The following is a 15,905-nucleotide window of genomic DNA, read 5'->3' on the forward strand; positions in this document are numbered from 1 at the left end:
ACCTCTAACAACGGATGCACGCATAAACACACATAATTATATAGCGTTTATTTACTTAATAATGGGTATTATTATGATGCATATTGGGCTTGGGAAACTCCCTGTCGCTTATATTCCACCACTAAAACCATCATATCATCTCTAATTTTTCCTTTATGTTTACTAACTGTTGTTTGTAAAATATTTTTCGCCATATGTTTAGGAGGTATTCCAACCTGCCCTAAAATCATATGTTCCAAATCAGTAATATCCGGATATTGTTCGACAATACCATCACTACACATAATTAATATATCATCTTCTTGTAAATCTAACGTAACGTGATCAACATCTTGATCGCTCATAACGCCGACTGGAAGTTGCGCTAAATTAATTAATTCAATCTGATGATCTCTTATAAAGAATGTCGGTGTTGCCCCCTTTTTATAGAAGGTAGCTCTTTGACGCTCCCGATCAATCATACAGACATCTAACGAAAAGAATCTTTCGTTCGCATTGGAATGTTGTTTTAATTGCTGTAACGTCTGGATAGCCGTTTTAATTGGAATATTAAAACTTAACAAACATTTCAAAATTTTAAGGGCTTCCGAACTCTCCTTATGAGCTAGTTCACCATTCCCCATTCCATCACTAATCGCAATAAACGTTTGACCGTTCGTGAAATTTTCATAAATATAACTATCTCCTGAAACCTTATTTCCGTCTTTTCCAACATAGGAAACCGCATGATCAATTTTAAATTGATTAGAGGAATAAATCTTTATTTTCGTCTGCTTTCCTTTAGTCTTCTCAACAATTAAACGAAGTGGCTCATTCGTAATCCCTTCAAGTATTGCCTGAATAGACAACAACGTTAACTCTTTCGGGGGCGAATTAATCACTAAATCCATTTTGATGAGTCTTGGATAAAGACTTTTAATCTTAATATCCGAACACCTCACATTAATTCTTTCCAGCTCTTCCTTAATACGGTTGAACTGCAGTTCAAAGTCATGACGATCGTACATCATTGACTGCATCATATTGTCGATTGCCAATCCGATACAATCTAAAACCACGTCAACTCTGATTAACTGACCCTTACCTATAAAAGAACGCAAAGATTTCACTAATTGTTGAAAATTAACTAACTGATTAAATAACTGACTAATCGTATAAATATTCAACCGATCCTTACTTTCTCTCTTTGGCTTAGGCGAAAATGTTTGCTTCATTTTCGTTACGAGTTCCATGCTTCTCTCTCCTCCTAATGGCCTTAACTAATTGCTCCCTCCCGTGGGCTCAATTCGTACCCCTATATTACCACTCATCAACTAGAGATTTTGTCACTTTCTTGGAATCATTTAAACTTTTAAAAGACACAATTTTTACATCTTCGGCACATCTATTGAAAATAAACCAGCTATTCTACCTTCTTTTACACGACTCGGCAGCATAGTGCTATAAACTTTTAAAAACTTTTATGTAAAAGTGAATAAAATTAGATTTACAAACATAGCCCTATTTGTTCACCTCTATTTCCTCTTAAATAACACACACAACTGAAGAGAAAAGTTTGAATATTCCCTCAACTCTATCTCTGACTAATACCTTCGACTATTCGATTAAACCTTAGCTAAAAATGCATCTCCCCTCTATTGACACGTTTTTTTAAAAGAGTTATATTGTGTATATAGAGTATATACAATATAACAGGAGGTGATTAGTTTATTTATGGAAATAGTCATCAGCAATACCAGCAAAAAACCGATTTACGAACAAATTACTGATCAACTAAAACAACACATCATATCTGGGGTTCTTCAGGAAGGGGATGCCCTTCCTTCCATGCGCGCTCTCGCTCGCGACCTTCACATAAGCGTTATTACGACGAAGCGAGCATATGAGGACCTTGAACGTGCAGGATTTATCGAAAGTATTGTTGGAAAAGGAAGTTTTGTCACTCAACATAATAAAGAATTATTAAAGGAAGAAAAACAACGACAAATTGAAGAACACTTCACCCGTGCCATTGAATTAAGTAAACAGTGCGGCATCTCATATGAGGATTTAGCTGAGATTTTAAAACTTTTATATACTGAGGAGGAATAAAAATGGAAAATGCGATAGAAGTTAGAGGGCTCTCCAAAAAACGAGATGGATTTTTCTTAAACAATGTAAACCTAACCGTTCCTAAAGGCTATATTGTCGGATTAATTGGGGAAAATGGAGCCGGAAAAAGCACAACGATTAAGGCTATCTTAAACCTAATCGATAAGGATTCTGGGACAATCAAACTATTCGGTCAAGATTATCAACAACATGAAATGTCGATTAAACAAGAAATTGGAATCGTCTTTGATGATTGCCATTTTCCTAAACAATTAACCCCAAAAGATTTAAATCTCATTTTAAAAAATATCTATCTAAAGTGGGATACTCACTTATACCTTGACTATCTCAATCAATTTAAACTCCCTTTAAACAAGCCGATAAAAGATTTTTCACGGGGGATGAAAATGAAATTATCACTCGCTACTGCATTAGGTCACCGTCCTAAACTTCTTATTTTAGACGAGCCGACAAGCGGACTCGATCCAATTGTTCGAAATGAAATTCTCGATATCTTTTTAGACTTCATCCAGGATGAAGAACATTCCATCCTAATTTCATCACATATCACAAGTGATTTAGAGAAAATCGCCGATTATATCACCTTTATTCATGAGGGAGAAATCGTCTTCTCTGACTCTAAAGACCACCTTCTTTATGATTACGGACTTATTAAATGTCAAGAAAAGGACTTTTGCTCGATTGACCCAGAAGATATCGTCAACTATAAAAAGCATCCTTATCATATGGAAGTACTTATCAAAAATAAAAGAAAATTAGAAAATAAATATAAAGCATTAACGATGGATTCAGTCTCTATTGAAGATTTAATGCTTTTACATATTGGGGGGCGTAAATGATGAAAGGGCTAATTATAAAAGATTTCTTAAACTTAAGAAACAACATTAAAACGATGTTGATTACCATACTTATCTATTTATTATTCTTTATTTCCTATGATCCAAGCTTTTTAAGTGGGCTGTTAATTATGATTTTTTGTTTGCAAAGCCTAAGTACTTTCTCCTACGATGAGTACGCGAATTGGGATGTATTCGCCCTATCACTTCCTATTTCACGAAAAGAACTCGTTCTTAGTAAATATATCGTCTTCGCTATCTTCCCGATCGCCGGAACAATTCTTTCAGAAATAATAGTCACTGGGATTTGTCTTGTGAAAGGCATCCCTATTAGTGCAGAACTTTTTATATCCGGCATTGCCATTTTATTTACAGCGGAATTACTGATCTTATTTTTACTTCCATTTGTCTTTAAATACGGAATTGAACGCGGCCGTATGATGATGATGGTTATCAGTTTTAGTCTATTTGGCGGGATTGTTTTATTAGGTAAGTTTTTAAAAGGAATATTGACTCCTCAACGGATCACTCATTTAGAAACATTACTTCCCCTTTTACCGTGGATTGGAATCATCACTCTACTCATCGTTGCCTACTTCTCTTATCAATTATCCTCTCGAATCGTTTTAAAAAAAGAATATTAAAAATTTAAAAGGCGTACATCCCATCATGTACGCCTTTTAAGTTATACAAAAAAACTCATTCCAAACGGAATGAGTTTGATATCTATGCTAAACAAGTATCGTTAGTTAGAACGACGACGCTGTGTTTTCATGTTCTTTTTAAGAGCCGATTGTTTCTCATCGCTATCCTTTAAAAAGTTAGTAATTGCTTTATCTAAGTCTAAAGCTGGACGAGCTGGCTTTTCTGGGCGTGCTGGTTTCATTGAAAGGTTAATTTTCCCTTCTGGTGTCACCTCTTTAACGCGCACAGTTACTTCCTGACCCACGCTGACAACATCTTCAACTTTTTCTACGAATTTCTCAGATAACTCACTAATGTGTACAAGTCCTGATTTTCCATTTTCTAACTCCACAAATGCACCAAACTTCTTCACACTCGTGACTTTACCATTTAACTTTTGACCAGCTGTGATTGACATAAAAATCGACAGTCCTCCTCATAATTTTTATAATTTTAATTTTAGTTATTCTTGTCCTTGCGGAAGCTTAAATAATATCTCGCCTTCCTCAGATTTAAAATATTTCTCGCGCGCAAGCTTAGCAATGTAATCCTCATTTTCAAGTTTGCTTATTTCGTTGCGATAATATTCCTCTTTCTCAATTAACTCATCATATTCTTTTTCATATGCAGCTAATTTTTCCTTAGCTTCAGTAAGTTTGGCTAAACGACTTGTATATAGGCAAGCCCCAACGACACAAAAGAATCCTATAATAAGGCTAAGTGTTAATACCCGACGATAAAAAAGCTGTTGTCGCCTTTTTCGATTATTCTTCTGTACTAGAGTTAACTTTCTTTCTGCCACGTCGTCGTTTCTCCTTTTTTTTCTTCTTACTTGATATAGATTTTCCTAATTTAGCTAAAGGCGTATAAAATAAAAGCTTTAAAATTCTAAGAAACAACATTATTATATCAGAAACAAGCTTGTAAATAAACATAATGGGGGAAATTACTAAGATATTCACCACTTTTTTTATAAAGTGTGCAACTGTGAATAAACTCTCCCCTAACATTTCAAGATCCCGGTGCAACGGCTGTTTTAAGAACTTAAAGTATATGATAGCCCCAACGACTAAGAAAAGCAAAATATACAAATGGAAGATTCCTTCATTAACATTATATATATAGATAAAGGTAAGAGGAATTTGGATTAACCAATACATCACAATAATCACCCATTGTATGGAATGATTAAATAAAATCTCTTTAACGATGTAAGTAAAATCTAACGTTACACCGATAAAAATTCCATACAATAGGACATGAACCATTAGTTGAAATTGGACTTGTAAACTCATTATTTAAATAATTTGCTAAAGATTCCTTTTGAGTCTTCACCAATCATGTCTAAATCGTCGTATTCATAACCGGTAATATAACCCATAATCGATAGCTCTCCCTTTTCAAGATCAAGATTCTTAAGCTCTAAATCCATTCCTCTCACTGTTAAAATCCCCATTGTTGTATCAATCGTAAACAACTCACTATCAAAGCTTAATAACTTTTTAATTCCACTAACATCCATTAACTTCCTTTCTTTCATTGATACCTGATGGTAACCCAATAGCGTGCTTGGCTTTTGCTTCATGTACGACTCTTTCTCATAAATGTTCATATTCTTATCCCTCCGTTATCTGTTTTATCACTAGAAACTTATGATTGTTCTAAGCGAAATATAACTGGGGGAAAGAAAGACCTTGTTTCTACTTCATATTTTATGAAATCCCCCTCCCATTCGTTAATAAAATCGACATCTTTTTTCTTTTCTCCTCTTTCTTAGGAGTCAAGATGGCGAATTAATTCTTTTATTAAGATTTGAGTGATAAACTCAAAGCACATCACCAATAAAATAAGCACAAAACTCCAAGCAAAAACAGCGGGCATATTTAAATAAGTCTTCTCGTAGTTTAACTGACGACCAATTCCTATAGAGGTCTGAGCCATTACTTCCCCCATGACCATGACTTTAAATGATAATCCGATCGTTGCTTGAACCCCACCACTTAATTCTCTCATTAATTGTGGATAATAAAGCGCCCTAAATTTTTCATACGGGGTCGCACCAAACAATAAGCAAACATCTAATAAATCAGAATCTACATGGTTCATTGAGCTCTCTATCATCTCATATAAAAGGGGGAAAATCACACAGGCCATAATCATAACAGGCCCCCGTTCCGCCCCAAACCAAATTAATAAAATAATGGTGATTGAAATAGTAGGTAACGTTCTTAAAAGCGTTATAAATGGCGCTAAAAACAAGCGAAGCGCCTTAAAATAGCCCACAAGAATACCTAGTAATAAACTAATGATTAACACACCTGTAAAAGTAAGAACTGTCCTCCTAACCGTCGAAAGTACGGTCACAGTGAACATTGGATCAGACACAATCTCATAGGCTGCCTCAAAAACACTTATTAATGATGGTAAAATAATCGGTTGATGAACACATTGTACGAATAACTCATAAATGAGTAAGACACCTAAAATCCCCATTAATCGATACCCTTGCTTCATAAGTATGCCCCTCCCTCTTTTTCTATCTTACGGGGAAAAAATAAGGAAAATACCGTTCAAATAAAAAAATAGGTCACTACGGAAGCGACCTATTTTTAAAAACTTAAAAGTTATCCACATGATGAATTCACAAAAGTCATTGACATTAAGTTAGACAACAAAATGCAGTATAACTTTTAAATATTTATGACCCTTACTTGGCAAGTGGTATTTCCCTTGCATCCTTTGTCGGCTACCAAACCGAGTTTCAAGTAATCGTCAATAATAATATATGCACACTCAATTATTTTATACCTATTAATTCGCGAAATAATAGAAGTCATCGTCCGGCATCGAACCGCCAATTGTAGCTGGATTAAATTCAAACAATTTTTTCAAATAGACTTCAATCTCTTTCTTTGAATCGGCTGCTGTTTTAAACCTTAAATTTGACTGTGGCGTCGACTGAACAATAATATTTTCCGGCATTTCAAGTCCTGTTTGAATAGCTTCTTTAGCCATTTCGTCTGTTGATTCATTTGCGAATGAAACACTTGCCTCCACTTGGGCTAATAACGGTTCAATAACCTCTTTATGATTCTCAATTAAATCTTTATGAACAAATAAACTTGCTTGTGGATAAGAACTTACCCCATAAATTTCTTCCCACTGTTGTTGAAAATCAACAACGACATTTACATTCTCACTCTTTGTTTTTAAAACCGATAATGAAGGTTCTGCGATAACTGCAAGATCCGTTTCACCCGCTGCAAACATCGATTGAACATCTGCAACACTTGGTAAATACTCAATTTCTACCGAATCAAGTAGCCCCTTTTCCTTTAAAATGCACTGTAGCACAATGTCTGGTGTACTTCCTTGGCCAAAAGCCGTAATCTTTTTACCTGCTAAATCATCAAAATTTAATTCTTCTTGACTAATTAAATATAAATTTCCCCACACTAAAGTGGCTACTAATTGATAAGGCACTTCTTTTTGATAAAGCGTAGCTCCTAAATTAGTGGGTGCAACAATCACCTGTGAGCTCCCTGATGTAAAAGCTGCAGCTAATGCATCACTTCCTTGTGTATAAGGCGATACGGTATATTCCACATGATCTCCAAGGGAAGGTGCCGTTGCCTTAAAGTGCGCCATTGCCATGGCTGTTGATCCACTCGGAACTAACATATCAAATGAAACATTTTCAAATTGTGGAGTCGTCTCTATATTCTGCTCCTCATTTTCGGTTTGTTGCTCTACCTTTTCCTTTGTTTCATCTTTCTTATTCTCATCTACCGTTTGATTCGCGCAGCCGACGATTCCAAACAGCAATAGGAATATTGCTAAAAACTTTTTCATTTAAAATTCCTCCCATATGCTTGATTACCTCCGATTATATCTTACGTCCTACGATTTATCCGTAAAAAGCATGAGTCATTTTTCGCATACGAACAAGGGATTTCATCAAATGTTGTAACAATTTTAACAAATGGATAGGAACCTATCAAAAATAAAAAAACGATGTTCTCCCCCATTCCTAAATAACGAGAGATTTACTCATATTTTTTAAAACTATTTTTTATTTGTCGCTTTATATAAGAAAATGAAAGGCTTTTATTTTCTTATATAAAGACATTTGTTATAATGTTAGTGAATTTTCTGTACGATTGGAGATACAAAATGAACTATGTTGCATTCAATCATGTTTTTAAAACTTATCCCCGTTCAACTAAGGCGGTTATTAATGATTTTAATCTCTCAATTTCTAAGGGAGAATTCATCGTCATCGTTGGTCCTAGTGGAAGTGGTAAATCAACGTTGCTTGAACTTATTTGCGGATTTGAAAAAATGACTTCTGGGGATATCTTAATTGAGGGAAGACGAATTAATGAAACATTACCAAAAGATCGAGATGTTGCAATGGTCTTTCAAAACTATGCCCTGCTCCCCCATCTTAGCACTTACGAAAATATCGAATTTGGGATGAAATTACGCAAACTTCCAAAAAAGCAGCGCGAGGAAAAGGTACGCTGGGCGGCCCGTATTCTTCAACTCGAAGAATATCTCGATGTACTTCCAAAAAATCTTTCCGGTGGACAACGGCAACGCATCGCTATTGCACGCGCAATCGTCAGAGAGCCGAAACTCTTCCTAATGGATGAGCCGCTTTCCAACCTAGACGCCAAATTGCGTGAATCGACTGGTAATGAGATTACCCAATTACACCGGCGACTAAACGCAACAACCATCTATGTCACCCATGATCAGACGGAAGCCCTGACCATGGCAGACCGAATCGTTATTTTAAATGAAGGGATTATTCAACAGATCGGTACTCCTGTTGAGATTTACACGAAACCAGCCAATTTATTTGTAGCAACCTTCATTGGGAAACCGCGCATTAACCTTTTTAATGTGACGTATCACACCCACCACCTCATCTTATCTAATCATATTTCACTCGAGGTCGGATCTCGATTCTCCCCTCTTACAGAAAACGGGGAATATCTTCTAGCCCTTCGAGCCGAACACCTTTATTTAGATACGACGAATGGGATTGAAATGAGGATTCAAAAAGTTGAGTATCTTGGAAGTGAGGTTATCCTCCATCTACAAAAAGATGACTTGGTCATGACAATGAAATCTTATCAAAACTTAGATTATAAAACAGGGGCATTCATTAAAGTCAGCTTTGACCTAGCTCACGCTCATGTTTTTAATAAAACAACACATGAAAGGATTGAACTTAACCATGAACAAAATTAAGCTACTACTCGTCAGCATGACGTTACTCTCATTGACGGCGTGCCAAACAAAACCGAAGGTAGAAGAGGGAAAAATCGGTGGAACATTAACAGTTGTGACTTCTCGTCCTGATGCTGCCGAACTATTTGAAGAGATTGAAGAGGGATTTAAAAAGAAATATCCTGAAGTTGAAGATATTATTTGGGAGTCTTCAAGCGACTATGATGCTGATATCATGAAACGAATGAATACAAAAGATTATGGAGATGTTTTGTTTGTTCCTTTCTCAATGGCAGGAACACCAAGTGAATATGAAAACTACTTCTATCCGCTTGGAAAAGTAGAAGACTTAGAAAAAAAATATTTAGATGTAACTGAGGCTGTGTATAACGATACAGTCTACGGTTTACCTGTTTCAATTAATATTTTAGGCTTTGTCTATAACGAAGACGTTTTAAAGAAAGCTGGCGTTGAAAGTATGCCAACCTCAACAGATGCTTTACTTGAAACTTGCGATCAAATTGAATCAAAAACAGGGGCAACATGCTTTTACACTAACTATAATACCTCTTTAGGAGTTTGGGCAGGTGCCTTATCTTCATATGGGGAAAATTATAAAGAAGCCGCACTTAACGGTAATCCATTTGATGAAGGTCAACCGATTCGTGAAGTAATGGATTTATTCTACAAATTAGCAGCTGGTGGATATATTGAAGAAGATCCGATTACAGGCGACTATAACCAATCGCTTCAATTATTAGCGGACGGAAAAGTGGCCATGATTATGCGCGCCTCTCAAGACTTAGCAACTATTCAAGCGCTCAATGATTCTGAGGATAACATTAAATTGGCTCCATTCCCAACCACTTTAAACGGAACAACAAGTGTTCCAGTTGGAGCCCCTGGGGTCATTGGAATCAATAAAAATACAGAAAACTTAGCAACGGCGAAAGCATTCTTAGAATACTTTATTTCTGCTGAAAGTGGTTATGCAGAAGATTTAGATGGGGTTCCAGTCATCATTGAAGAATTAAACGATGATCAACGTGCTTTATTTGAAGAGGGGACAATTGTAAAAACTGCCTCAACTGAAGATGCAGCCATTCAGGAACGTTATAGTGCTGTTGCCGGGGAAGTCGGAATCGCCCGCTTAACAGATGTTTTACAAAAGGTAATCAATATCGGATTATATCCAGAACAAAACCAAAGTTATGAGGACTATGTTAAAGAGTTACAAAACGCTTGGGATCAAGCACTAAAAAATCATGAATAGTTCCTTACATAAAAAAGAAAGAGTCCTTATTGGGCTCTTCCTTTTTATTCCCCTATTATTACTGATTACCTTTGGCTTTTTACCTTTACTTGAAATTATCTCCTACAGTTTCACCTCATGGAACGGAATTAGCTCGCAAAAACCGTGGGTAGGGTGGAATAATTACGTGAAAGTACTAACAAGTCCTCAATACTTTCAGGTTTTTATAAATAACCTTTACTATTTTGTCTCTGGACTCCTGCAAATTTTAATTGCTTTATATCTCGCCATCCTTTTATCCTTTAAAGTCAAATTCAAATCATTTTTTAAGGCGAGTATTGTTTTTCCTACTCTCATTAGTGGCGTCGCCATTTCTATGATGTTCCGGCTCTTTTATACACCAGGTGGCCCCTTTGATACCCTTTTAATCACCCTTGGTCTAGAGAAGCTCATCCATTTTTGGCTCGGAGACCCTCGTTACGTCAACTATACATTAGCCGGAATCTCTCTTTGGCGTCATACAGGACTCCGCTTCTTAATGTTTTATGCAGCCATTCAAACCATCCCCAAGGAATACTATCAAGTAGCCGAAATTGAGGGGGCAACAACCTTTCAAAAAATTCGGTACATTATCTTACCCAATATCCATACAATCCTAAAGATTAACTTTATTCTATTAACAGTCGGGGCCGTTACAGCATTTGAAATTCCGATGATTATCACGAATGGTTCAAATGGAACCACCACCTTCTTACTTCAAACACTAAAAACAGCATTTGAACAAAAACAACTAGGACTTGCTGCAAGCATGGCTGTTGTCATGATGCTCGCCCTTATTTTACTAACCTCACTTCAAAAAAAATTATTTAGGAATGATGATTATGATTTTTAAACGTCTACTACAATCAATCTTGAAATATTTTAGTTTAATCTTGTGGACATTCATTGTCTTCTTTCCACTACTCACCGTCTTTTTTGGATCGTTCAAAACTTACAGTGAGTTTATGTCCACGTCTGGGGTAACCCCACCCGTCAGCTTTTTAAATTTTGAAAATTATTATATCGCTTTAACCAAAGGAAAAATGTTGACAGGATTTTTCAATACTTTTATTCTGATTCTTGCAGGTGTTAGTGGGAGTATCTTTATCGGTTCGATGGTGGCGTATGTTATTAACCGATTTAACTTTAAAGGAAAAAAGTTAATTCTATTTATGTATCTCTTTGTCTCCATTATCCCTATGGAAGTCTCTCAAGTTTCAACCTTCAAAATTATTGCGTCCCTCGGGCTATATAACACACGATTAGCCCCGATTTTACTCTATCTTGGGGCTGATGTCTTGATGGTTTATCTTTACTTACAAGTTCTTGAAAAAATTCCACGAGAAATTGATAAAGCAGCGATGTTAGAGGGGGCATCCTATTTTCAAATTTATAGGAAAGTCATCTTTCCTCTTTTAAAACCAGCGACAGCAAGCATTATCATGCTAAAGGTTATTTCGATTTATAATGATTTTTACATTCCACACCTTTATATGCCCGGTGAACATTTAAATACCATCTCGACGGCCTTATTTAACTTTATGGGCCCTCATCGCATTGAGTGGAATGTGATTAATGCGGCAATAATTTTAAGTTTAATTCCGATGTTGGTCTTCTTCCTCATTTTACAAAAACAAATTTATACTGGATTGACAGCGGGAAGTATTAAATAAAGGAAGTGTATTATGAAAAGAAAAAATTTTTTACAACGTGCTTATACAGTCATGGAGATTAGGACTGGATTTGCTACGGGACTACCTGTCCTAAGTGGGGGATTATTTGGCGCCTATTTAGCCGGACACTTAAAAATCATCCCGCTTTTGTTAATGTTCGTCACTGGTTTTTGCTTAAATATCGTGGCAAACGTTGCAAACGAAATTCGCGCTTATCTAAAAAGCGAGGAAAACGAAGAGACATTCACTCATCATCTCGGAAGTGAGGGACTTGTGCGAGGAGATGCAACGGTTGTGGATACTTTAATCGTTCTCTTCTTTTTCCTTGGCATCAGTGGACTTTCAGGAATAACCCTCGTCTTCGTGACCAAAAACCTAACGATTTTAATGATTGGGATTTTAAGTGCATTTGCGGCAATTGGTTACTCTCTTGGTCCGAAACCTTATATTATCTATCCCATTGGGGAACTCGTTTCAGGGCTTTTTGTTGGGGCAATTAGTACGTTGATTTCGGCTTACTTACAAACAGATCATCTCAACCTTCCTATTGTTCTTTATTCTGTTATCCCCATGATCATGACGGTGTTTTTAATGTCCACCAATAATACCTCAGACATTGAAAAGGATCGAGGGCACCGTGTAACCTTACCTCATGTTATTGGATTTAGAAATTCAATTAAGCTGATTATTCCAGAAGCCCTTCTTATGTTGATCGCCTGGACGACACTTTATCTCATTGGGGGAATTACTCTACTCATGTTTATCAGTGGAGTTGTGATTTTTTATTACTTTGGATATATTCGTTGGTATAAAGATTATTATCAAATCCAAGCCCCTTACAAAGAGATGGGACGCGAATTTGGTCCAAGACCTTTATTATTGATTTATAGCTTTAATCTTATATTATCCACAGAATTCTTTATTTACCTCATCCAATCTTAAGGAGGACTCATGATGACTATTCATTTAACATTAATCAAAAAAAATCCCCTGACGCTTCAAGTCTTACTTGCTCAAAAATTGGGACTGTTTCAAAAACATCACGTATCAGTCAACTTATCCACAACAGAAGATTTTTTATTTGATGGAAATAATCCTTTCTTCTGTGGAACATCGGATGCGATGGTCGGTGATACAACTTTCTTCTTTTATATGCTTAAACGTGGAAAAGATGCCGTTATCACCTCAGATTTAACACGTACCATCCACTTAGTCGCTGGGCGTCACCCGATTCAAGATCTTTCTCATCTAAAAATTGGGGCTAATCGGGCGGGGCTTCTCCGACTTTTTTTAGAAACAGACTTAAAAGAAATGATTCCTCATGCGAGTATTACATGGATTAATAATTCCTATGAACGACTTGCTGCACTGGATAAAGGAGAAATTGAAGCCCTTGTGGCTATTGATCCCTTTGTCACAGATGTCTTAGAAACAGGTGGAAAAATTTTATGGAGCTTAGCCAATAGCTCACACAACTGGGTCATGTGGGCCTTTGATCGAACCTTTTATGAACAAAATCAAGGGGCTGTGCATAACTTCTATCAGGCATTAGAAGACACAACAAACCTATTTAACCAGGCCTCACCTAATCAACGCATTCAGTGGGCGAAAGACTGTGGATATCCTGAAAAACTAGCCTCTCGATTCGCCACTTTCACCTTTGAACCCTATCACCCTTACGCTGTGGAAGACTTTAACCTTTGTCAAAATTGGATGTATAAAAACAAAGAAATCGACCAATTTTACGATCCTCATCAGTGTATCGTAAATCCATTTAAAAAGCCTGCGTCTTGTTAAAGACGCAGGCTTTTCTTTTAATCAATAAATAATGCATCATATCGTGGACCTTCTTCCCACTCTAAATACCCCGCTTGGAAAGGATAATCTTGACCACGGAATGGGTGAAACTCTATAAATAAACCGTGTGGTAATTCAACCCTTAAAGGGAACTCATAATCTATTTCCAACTGCTTCGCTCTCTCATTATACCCAAAGGCAACAACTCCATACTGAAGCGGCAACTGATATCGATCGCTAAAGCTCATAACCTCCAAGTAGTTCTCTCCTTCTTGAATAGGAACGGTCAGTCCAGCCACCTGATAAAAACGATTAAAACTTGTTTCATGGTAAATACGAAAACTTAATTCCCCCTTCTCCTTAGAAAGAGTCGCATAAAATCCGTCAAATTCTTTTGAGACATTCGCCTGTGCATAAGTTTCTTCAAACGTTTGATAGGAGATTGTCTCCTTCAGAAAAACACCGAGGGCACACGCTAAAAAGACCGCCGCTAAGGCCACGGTTGATTTTAAAAAGGTAGGCATCAGTCTTCCATTTTCCTCGATCTCTAAGCGTGTCAGGTCATCCCACTTTTTAAACCTCTTGAACATGAATACAACAACCGCATAGGCCATCCCCCCAATCACGAAACCTAAAGCGTTCAATAAAATATCATCAACGTCAAAAAAATTCACACTTGTGAGTAGTTGTAATGATTCTATGATTGTCGATAACAAGACTCCATAACTAAATAATCGCCACCATTTGCGAGATGACTTAAACAAGAGGCAACTGAAAAAGCCAAGCGGAACTGTGACAAGCAAATTCCCCACCACGTTATACCACCCATTCTTAAGGGTTATTCCGATCCCCAGGGTTAAATCCCTTGGATCCAAAAGAACCGCACTTATTCCTTTAAAGGGAATAAAATTAGCTTTAGTTAAGGCATACGATAAATCAAATGTAAAGGTGCTCGCCTTCAATAAAGTAAGAAAAATATAGATAAGTAAAAAAAGCATGGCTATAAAAACGACGATTTCCCTCACCCAATGGATAGACCGAGACTTTCTTAAATACCTGATACGTGTTCCAAAAAGGAGACACGCAAACAGAAACAATATCACATAATTCATAAAACCTCTCCCCAATCCTGAGAATTTATATTTTTTAACACCTCCAAATTATAATATATTTTCACATATAACCTCCTAATATTATGTTAAAAATATATAGGATAATAAAAAAGGCCTCTACTTTTTAGTCAAAGTTAGAGGTCTTTTTATGTATAAGAAACTTCTATTCGAAAATTTCGATTCCGGTAATTTCATCTAAAGATGGACGTTCAATTCGTTCTTCGGAGATAATTTCATACATATAAGCGGCATCTTGTTTTTTCGTTGAATCTTTGATATCTGTCACGCGTACTTTTAAAATTTTATTTCCATAATACAGCGTTAATTCATCACCTAATTTAACAGTCGAACTTGATTTGGCGATTTTTCCGTTAATTTCAATACGACCTTTATCCGCTACTTCCTTCGCCAACGTTCGACGTTTCACTAAACGTGAAACTTTTAAATATTTATCTAAACGCATCGTTTACATCTCCTTCTCTTCATTCACCATTAACGACTAATTTTCCTTTTTAGGGGGAACATAAATCGTTGTTAAATTATCTAATTTAAAGTTGTGATCTAATTCGTAAAGCTTCACCCATTTCAGTTCCTGTAAAGAACTTCCCGCTGCCTTCACAATACAAACTTCATATTCGTCATCATAAACTTCCATCAAATCTAATTTTAAGTTAGAGGCTGTTAACTGGTCAAATACCTGTGGAATAATCAGGTGTTGCTTAGGAGCAATCGCTTCATAATCAAAATCTAAGGCATCCATCACTTGTAATCCCTCAATCGGGTCAATGGCAAGTGCCGCAAACATCGGATCTAAGAAACTCTGCCCTCCTAATACAACAGCATCTGCCTCATCCACTAATCGCTTGACTGCATATTCCGCAACACATGGATGACCTGGAGTCGCATAAATCAAATCTCCCTTTTTAGCTTCTTCCTTAATCGTCTCAATAATTTCTTCATAAACAGCCTCAAATGTTTCATGCTTCATATAAACATCATCGAAGGCACGATAAGCAATTTGATTTTCCTCTAAAAAATTAATCATCGGGTGTTCCGCTGTTCTTAAAAATAAAGGTAACCCAGATGTTAACTTTGCCACGACTCCTCGTGTTAGCTGAGAATCATCCCCAGCTCCTAATCCTACAATATAAATCATTGACTA

19 protein-coding genes are annotated in these 15,905 nt (G+C 36.5%); 9 read left to right on the plus strand and 10 right to left on the minus strand.

Features of this window, described 5'->3' with window-relative positions:
• Positions 1–71: 71 nt before the first annotated feature.
• Complete coding sequence (locus tag AACH31_RS10780) at positions 72–1,232, minus strand: SpoIIE family protein phosphatase (protein ID WP_161832236.1); 1,161 nt, start codon at positions 1,230–1,232, stop codon at positions 72–74.
• A gap of 481 nt (positions 1,233–1,713) precedes the next feature.
• Here AACH31_RS10780 and AACH31_RS10785 point away from each other — a divergent pair, with 481 nt between their 5' ends.
• The 3 genes from AACH31_RS10785 to AACH31_RS10795 are packed head-to-tail and all read left to right on the plus strand — an operon-like array spanning position 1,714 to position 3,592.
• Positions 1,714–2,091, plus strand: coding sequence for a GntR family transcriptional regulator (locus AACH31_RS10785; protein WP_161832235.1), 378 nt, complete (start codon positions 1,714–1,716; stop codon positions 2,089–2,091).
• Positions 2,092–2,093: 2 nt separating this feature from the next.
• On the plus strand, positions 2,094–2,951 hold the full coding sequence (locus AACH31_RS10790) for an ABC transporter ATP-binding protein (RefSeq protein WP_161832234.1): 858 nt from the start codon (positions 2,094–2,096) through the stop codon (positions 2,949–2,951).
• Positions 2,948–3,592: an ABC-2 transporter permease gene (locus AACH31_RS10795; protein ID WP_262950333.1), complete on the plus strand. Its 645-nt coding sequence runs from the start codon at positions 2,948–2,950 to the stop codon at positions 3,590–3,592. The genes AACH31_RS10790 and AACH31_RS10795 overlap by 4 nt, the downstream gene beginning before the upstream one ends.
• A gap of 101 nt (positions 3,593–3,693) precedes the next feature.
• On the opposite strand, the gene AACH31_RS10800 is transcribed toward AACH31_RS10795, so the two are convergent.
• From AACH31_RS10800 to AACH31_RS10825, 6 genes are all read right to left on the minus strand, one after another.
• Positions 3,694–4,050, minus strand: a complete 357-nt coding sequence (locus AACH31_RS10800; RefSeq protein WP_161832232.1) for a S1 RNA-binding domain-containing protein — start codon at positions 4,048–4,050, stop codon at positions 3,694–3,696.
• Positions 4,051–4,095: 45 nt separating this feature from the next.
• Positions 4,096–4,434, minus strand: a complete 339-nt coding sequence (locus AACH31_RS10805; protein WP_161832231.1) for an FtsB family cell division protein — start codon at positions 4,432–4,434, stop codon at positions 4,096–4,098.
• Positions 4,397–4,927, minus strand: coding sequence for a spore cortex biosynthesis protein YabQ (yabQ, locus tag AACH31_RS10810; RefSeq protein WP_161832230.1), 531 nt, complete (start codon positions 4,925–4,927; stop codon positions 4,397–4,399). Before yabQ ends, AACH31_RS10805 begins: the two co-directional genes overlap by 38 nt.
• Complete coding sequence (gene yabP, locus AACH31_RS10815) at positions 4,927–5,244, minus strand: sporulation protein YabP (protein WP_161832229.1); 318 nt, start codon at positions 5,242–5,244, stop codon at positions 4,927–4,929. The genes yabQ and yabP overlap by 1 nt, the downstream gene beginning before the upstream one ends.
• A gap of 161 nt (positions 5,245–5,405) precedes the next feature.
• Positions 5,406–6,146: an ABC transporter permease gene (locus tag AACH31_RS10820; RefSeq protein WP_161832228.1), complete on the minus strand. Its 741-nt coding sequence runs from the start codon at positions 6,144–6,146 to the stop codon at positions 5,406–5,408.
• A 297-nt stretch (positions 6,147–6,443) separates the two neighbouring features.
• Entirely contained in the window at positions 6,444–7,484 is a 1,041-nt protein-coding gene (locus AACH31_RS10825; RefSeq protein WP_161832227.1) for an ABC transporter substrate-binding protein, read from the minus strand.
• Between the two features lie 321 nt (positions 7,485–7,805).
• Here AACH31_RS10825 and AACH31_RS10830 point away from each other — a divergent pair, with 321 nt between their 5' ends.
• From AACH31_RS10830 to AACH31_RS10855, 6 genes are all read left to right on the plus strand, one after another.
• Positions 7,806–8,891, plus strand: coding sequence for an ABC transporter ATP-binding protein (locus AACH31_RS10830; RefSeq protein WP_161832226.1), 1,086 nt, complete (start codon positions 7,806–7,808; stop codon positions 8,889–8,891).
• Entirely contained in the window at positions 8,878–10,143 is a 1,266-nt protein-coding gene (locus AACH31_RS10835; RefSeq protein ID WP_161832225.1) for an ABC transporter substrate-binding protein, read from the plus strand. The genes AACH31_RS10830 and AACH31_RS10835 overlap by 14 nt, the downstream gene beginning before the upstream one ends.
• A gap of 166 nt (positions 10,144–10,309) precedes the next feature.
• On the plus strand, positions 10,310–11,014 hold the full coding sequence (locus AACH31_RS10840; protein WP_202618770.1) for a carbohydrate ABC transporter permease: 705 nt from the start codon (positions 10,310–10,312) through the stop codon (positions 11,012–11,014).
• The gene (locus AACH31_RS10845) at positions 11,004–11,834 is read left to right on the plus strand and encodes a carbohydrate ABC transporter permease (protein WP_161832223.1); all 831 of its coding nucleotides are present in this window, start codon (positions 11,004–11,006) and stop codon (positions 11,832–11,834) included. The genes AACH31_RS10840 and AACH31_RS10845 overlap by 11 nt, the downstream gene beginning before the upstream one ends.
• 12 nt (positions 11,835–11,846) lie before the next feature.
• Positions 11,847–12,776 carry a prenyltransferase gene (locus tag AACH31_RS10850; RefSeq protein WP_161832222.1) on the plus strand — a complete coding sequence of 310 codons (930 nt, stop codon included), beginning with the start codon at positions 11,847–11,849 and terminating at the stop codon, positions 12,774–12,776.
• A gap of 12 nt (positions 12,777–12,788) precedes the next feature.
• Positions 12,789–13,631: an ABC transporter substrate-binding protein gene (locus tag AACH31_RS10855; RefSeq protein ID WP_161832221.1), complete on the plus strand. Its 843-nt coding sequence runs from the start codon at positions 12,789–12,791 to the stop codon at positions 13,629–13,631.
• A gap of 17 nt (positions 13,632–13,648) precedes the next feature.
• Here the strand turns inward: AACH31_RS10855 and AACH31_RS10860 are convergent, their stop codons facing one another.
• The 3 genes from AACH31_RS10860 to AACH31_RS10870 all read right to left on the minus strand — a co-directional run bounded on the left by AACH31_RS10860 (position 13,649) and on the right by AACH31_RS10870 (position 15,899).
• Positions 13,649–14,743: a VanZ family protein gene (locus tag AACH31_RS10860; protein WP_161832220.1), complete on the minus strand. Its 1,095-nt coding sequence runs from the start codon at positions 14,741–14,743 to the stop codon at positions 13,649–13,651.
• A gap of 163 nt (positions 14,744–14,906) precedes the next feature.
• Positions 14,907–15,206: an RNA-binding S4 domain-containing protein gene (locus AACH31_RS10865; RefSeq protein WP_161832219.1), complete on the minus strand. Its 300-nt coding sequence runs from the start codon at positions 15,204–15,206 to the stop codon at positions 14,907–14,909.
• A gap of 36 nt (positions 15,207–15,242) precedes the next feature.
• Positions 15,243–15,899 (minus strand): SAM-dependent methyltransferase, encoded by a 657-nt coding sequence (locus AACH31_RS10870; RefSeq protein ID WP_161832218.1) that lies wholly within the window; start codon positions 15,897–15,899, stop codon positions 15,243–15,245.
• Positions 15,900–15,905 lie beyond the last annotated feature (6 nt).

Source organism: Turicibacter faecis (assembly GCF_037076425.1).
Classification (GTDB): Bacteria; Bacillota_I; Bacilli_A; order MOL361; family Turicibacteraceae; genus Turicibacter; species Turicibacter faecis.

Bases quoted from the DNA above. Each gene is read 5' to 3' on its own strand.
- AACH31_RS10865 (WP_161832219.1), bottom strand. From the start codon at position 15,206: ATGCGTTTAGATAAATATTTAAAAGTTTCACGTTTAGTGAAACGTCGA.
- AACH31_RS10825 (WP_161832227.1), bottom strand. From the start codon at position 7,484: ATGAAAAAGTTTTTAGCAATATTCCTATTGCTGTTTGGAATCGTCGGC.
- AACH31_RS10855 (WP_161832221.1), top strand. From the start codon at position 12,789: ATGACTATTCATTTAACATTAATCAAAAAAAATCCCCTGACGCTTCAA.
- AACH31_RS10785 (WP_161832235.1), top strand. From the start codon at position 1,714: ATGGAAATAGTCATCAGCAATACCAGCAAAAAACCGATTTACGAACAA.
- AACH31_RS10870 (WP_161832218.1), bottom strand. From the start codon at position 15,899: ATGATTTATATTGTAGGATTAGGAGCTGGGGATGATTCTCAGCTAACA.
- AACH31_RS10790 (WP_161832234.1), top strand. From the start codon at position 2,094: ATGGAAAATGCGATAGAAGTTAGAGGGCTCTCCAAAAAACGAGATGGA.
- AACH31_RS10845 (WP_161832223.1), top strand. From the start codon at position 11,004: ATGATTTTTAAACGTCTACTACAATCAATCTTGAAATATTTTAGTTTA.
- AACH31_RS10795 (WP_262950333.1), top strand. From the start codon at position 2,948: ATGATGAAAGGGCTAATTATAAAAGATTTCTTAAACTTAAGAAACAAC.
- AACH31_RS10780 (WP_161832236.1), bottom strand. From the start codon at position 1,232: ATGGAACTCGTAACGAAAATGAAGCAAACATTTTCGCCTAAGCCAAAG.
- AACH31_RS10800 (WP_161832232.1), bottom strand. From the start codon at position 4,050: ATGTCAATCACAGCTGGTCAAAAGTTAAATGGTAAAGTCACGAGTGTG.
- yabQ (WP_161832230.1), bottom strand. From the start codon at position 4,927: ATGAGTTTACAAGTCCAATTTCAACTAATGGTTCATGTCCTATTGTAT.
- AACH31_RS10860 (WP_161832220.1), bottom strand. From the start codon at position 14,743: ATGAATTATGTGATATTGTTTCTGTTTGCGTGTCTCCTTTTTGGAACA.
- AACH31_RS10850 (WP_161832222.1), top strand. From the start codon at position 11,847: ATGAAAAGAAAAAATTTTTTACAACGTGCTTATACAGTCATGGAGATT.
- AACH31_RS10835 (WP_161832225.1), top strand. From the start codon at position 8,878: ATGAACAAAATTAAGCTACTACTCGTCAGCATGACGTTACTCTCATTG.
- yabP (WP_161832229.1), bottom strand. From the start codon at position 5,244: ATGAACATTTATGAGAAAGAGTCGTACATGAAGCAAAAGCCAAGCACG.
- AACH31_RS10820 (WP_161832228.1), bottom strand. From the start codon at position 6,146: ATGAAGCAAGGGTATCGATTAATGGGGATTTTAGGTGTCTTACTCATT.
- AACH31_RS10830 (WP_161832226.1), top strand. From the start codon at position 7,806: ATGAACTATGTTGCATTCAATCATGTTTTTAAAACTTATCCCCGTTCA.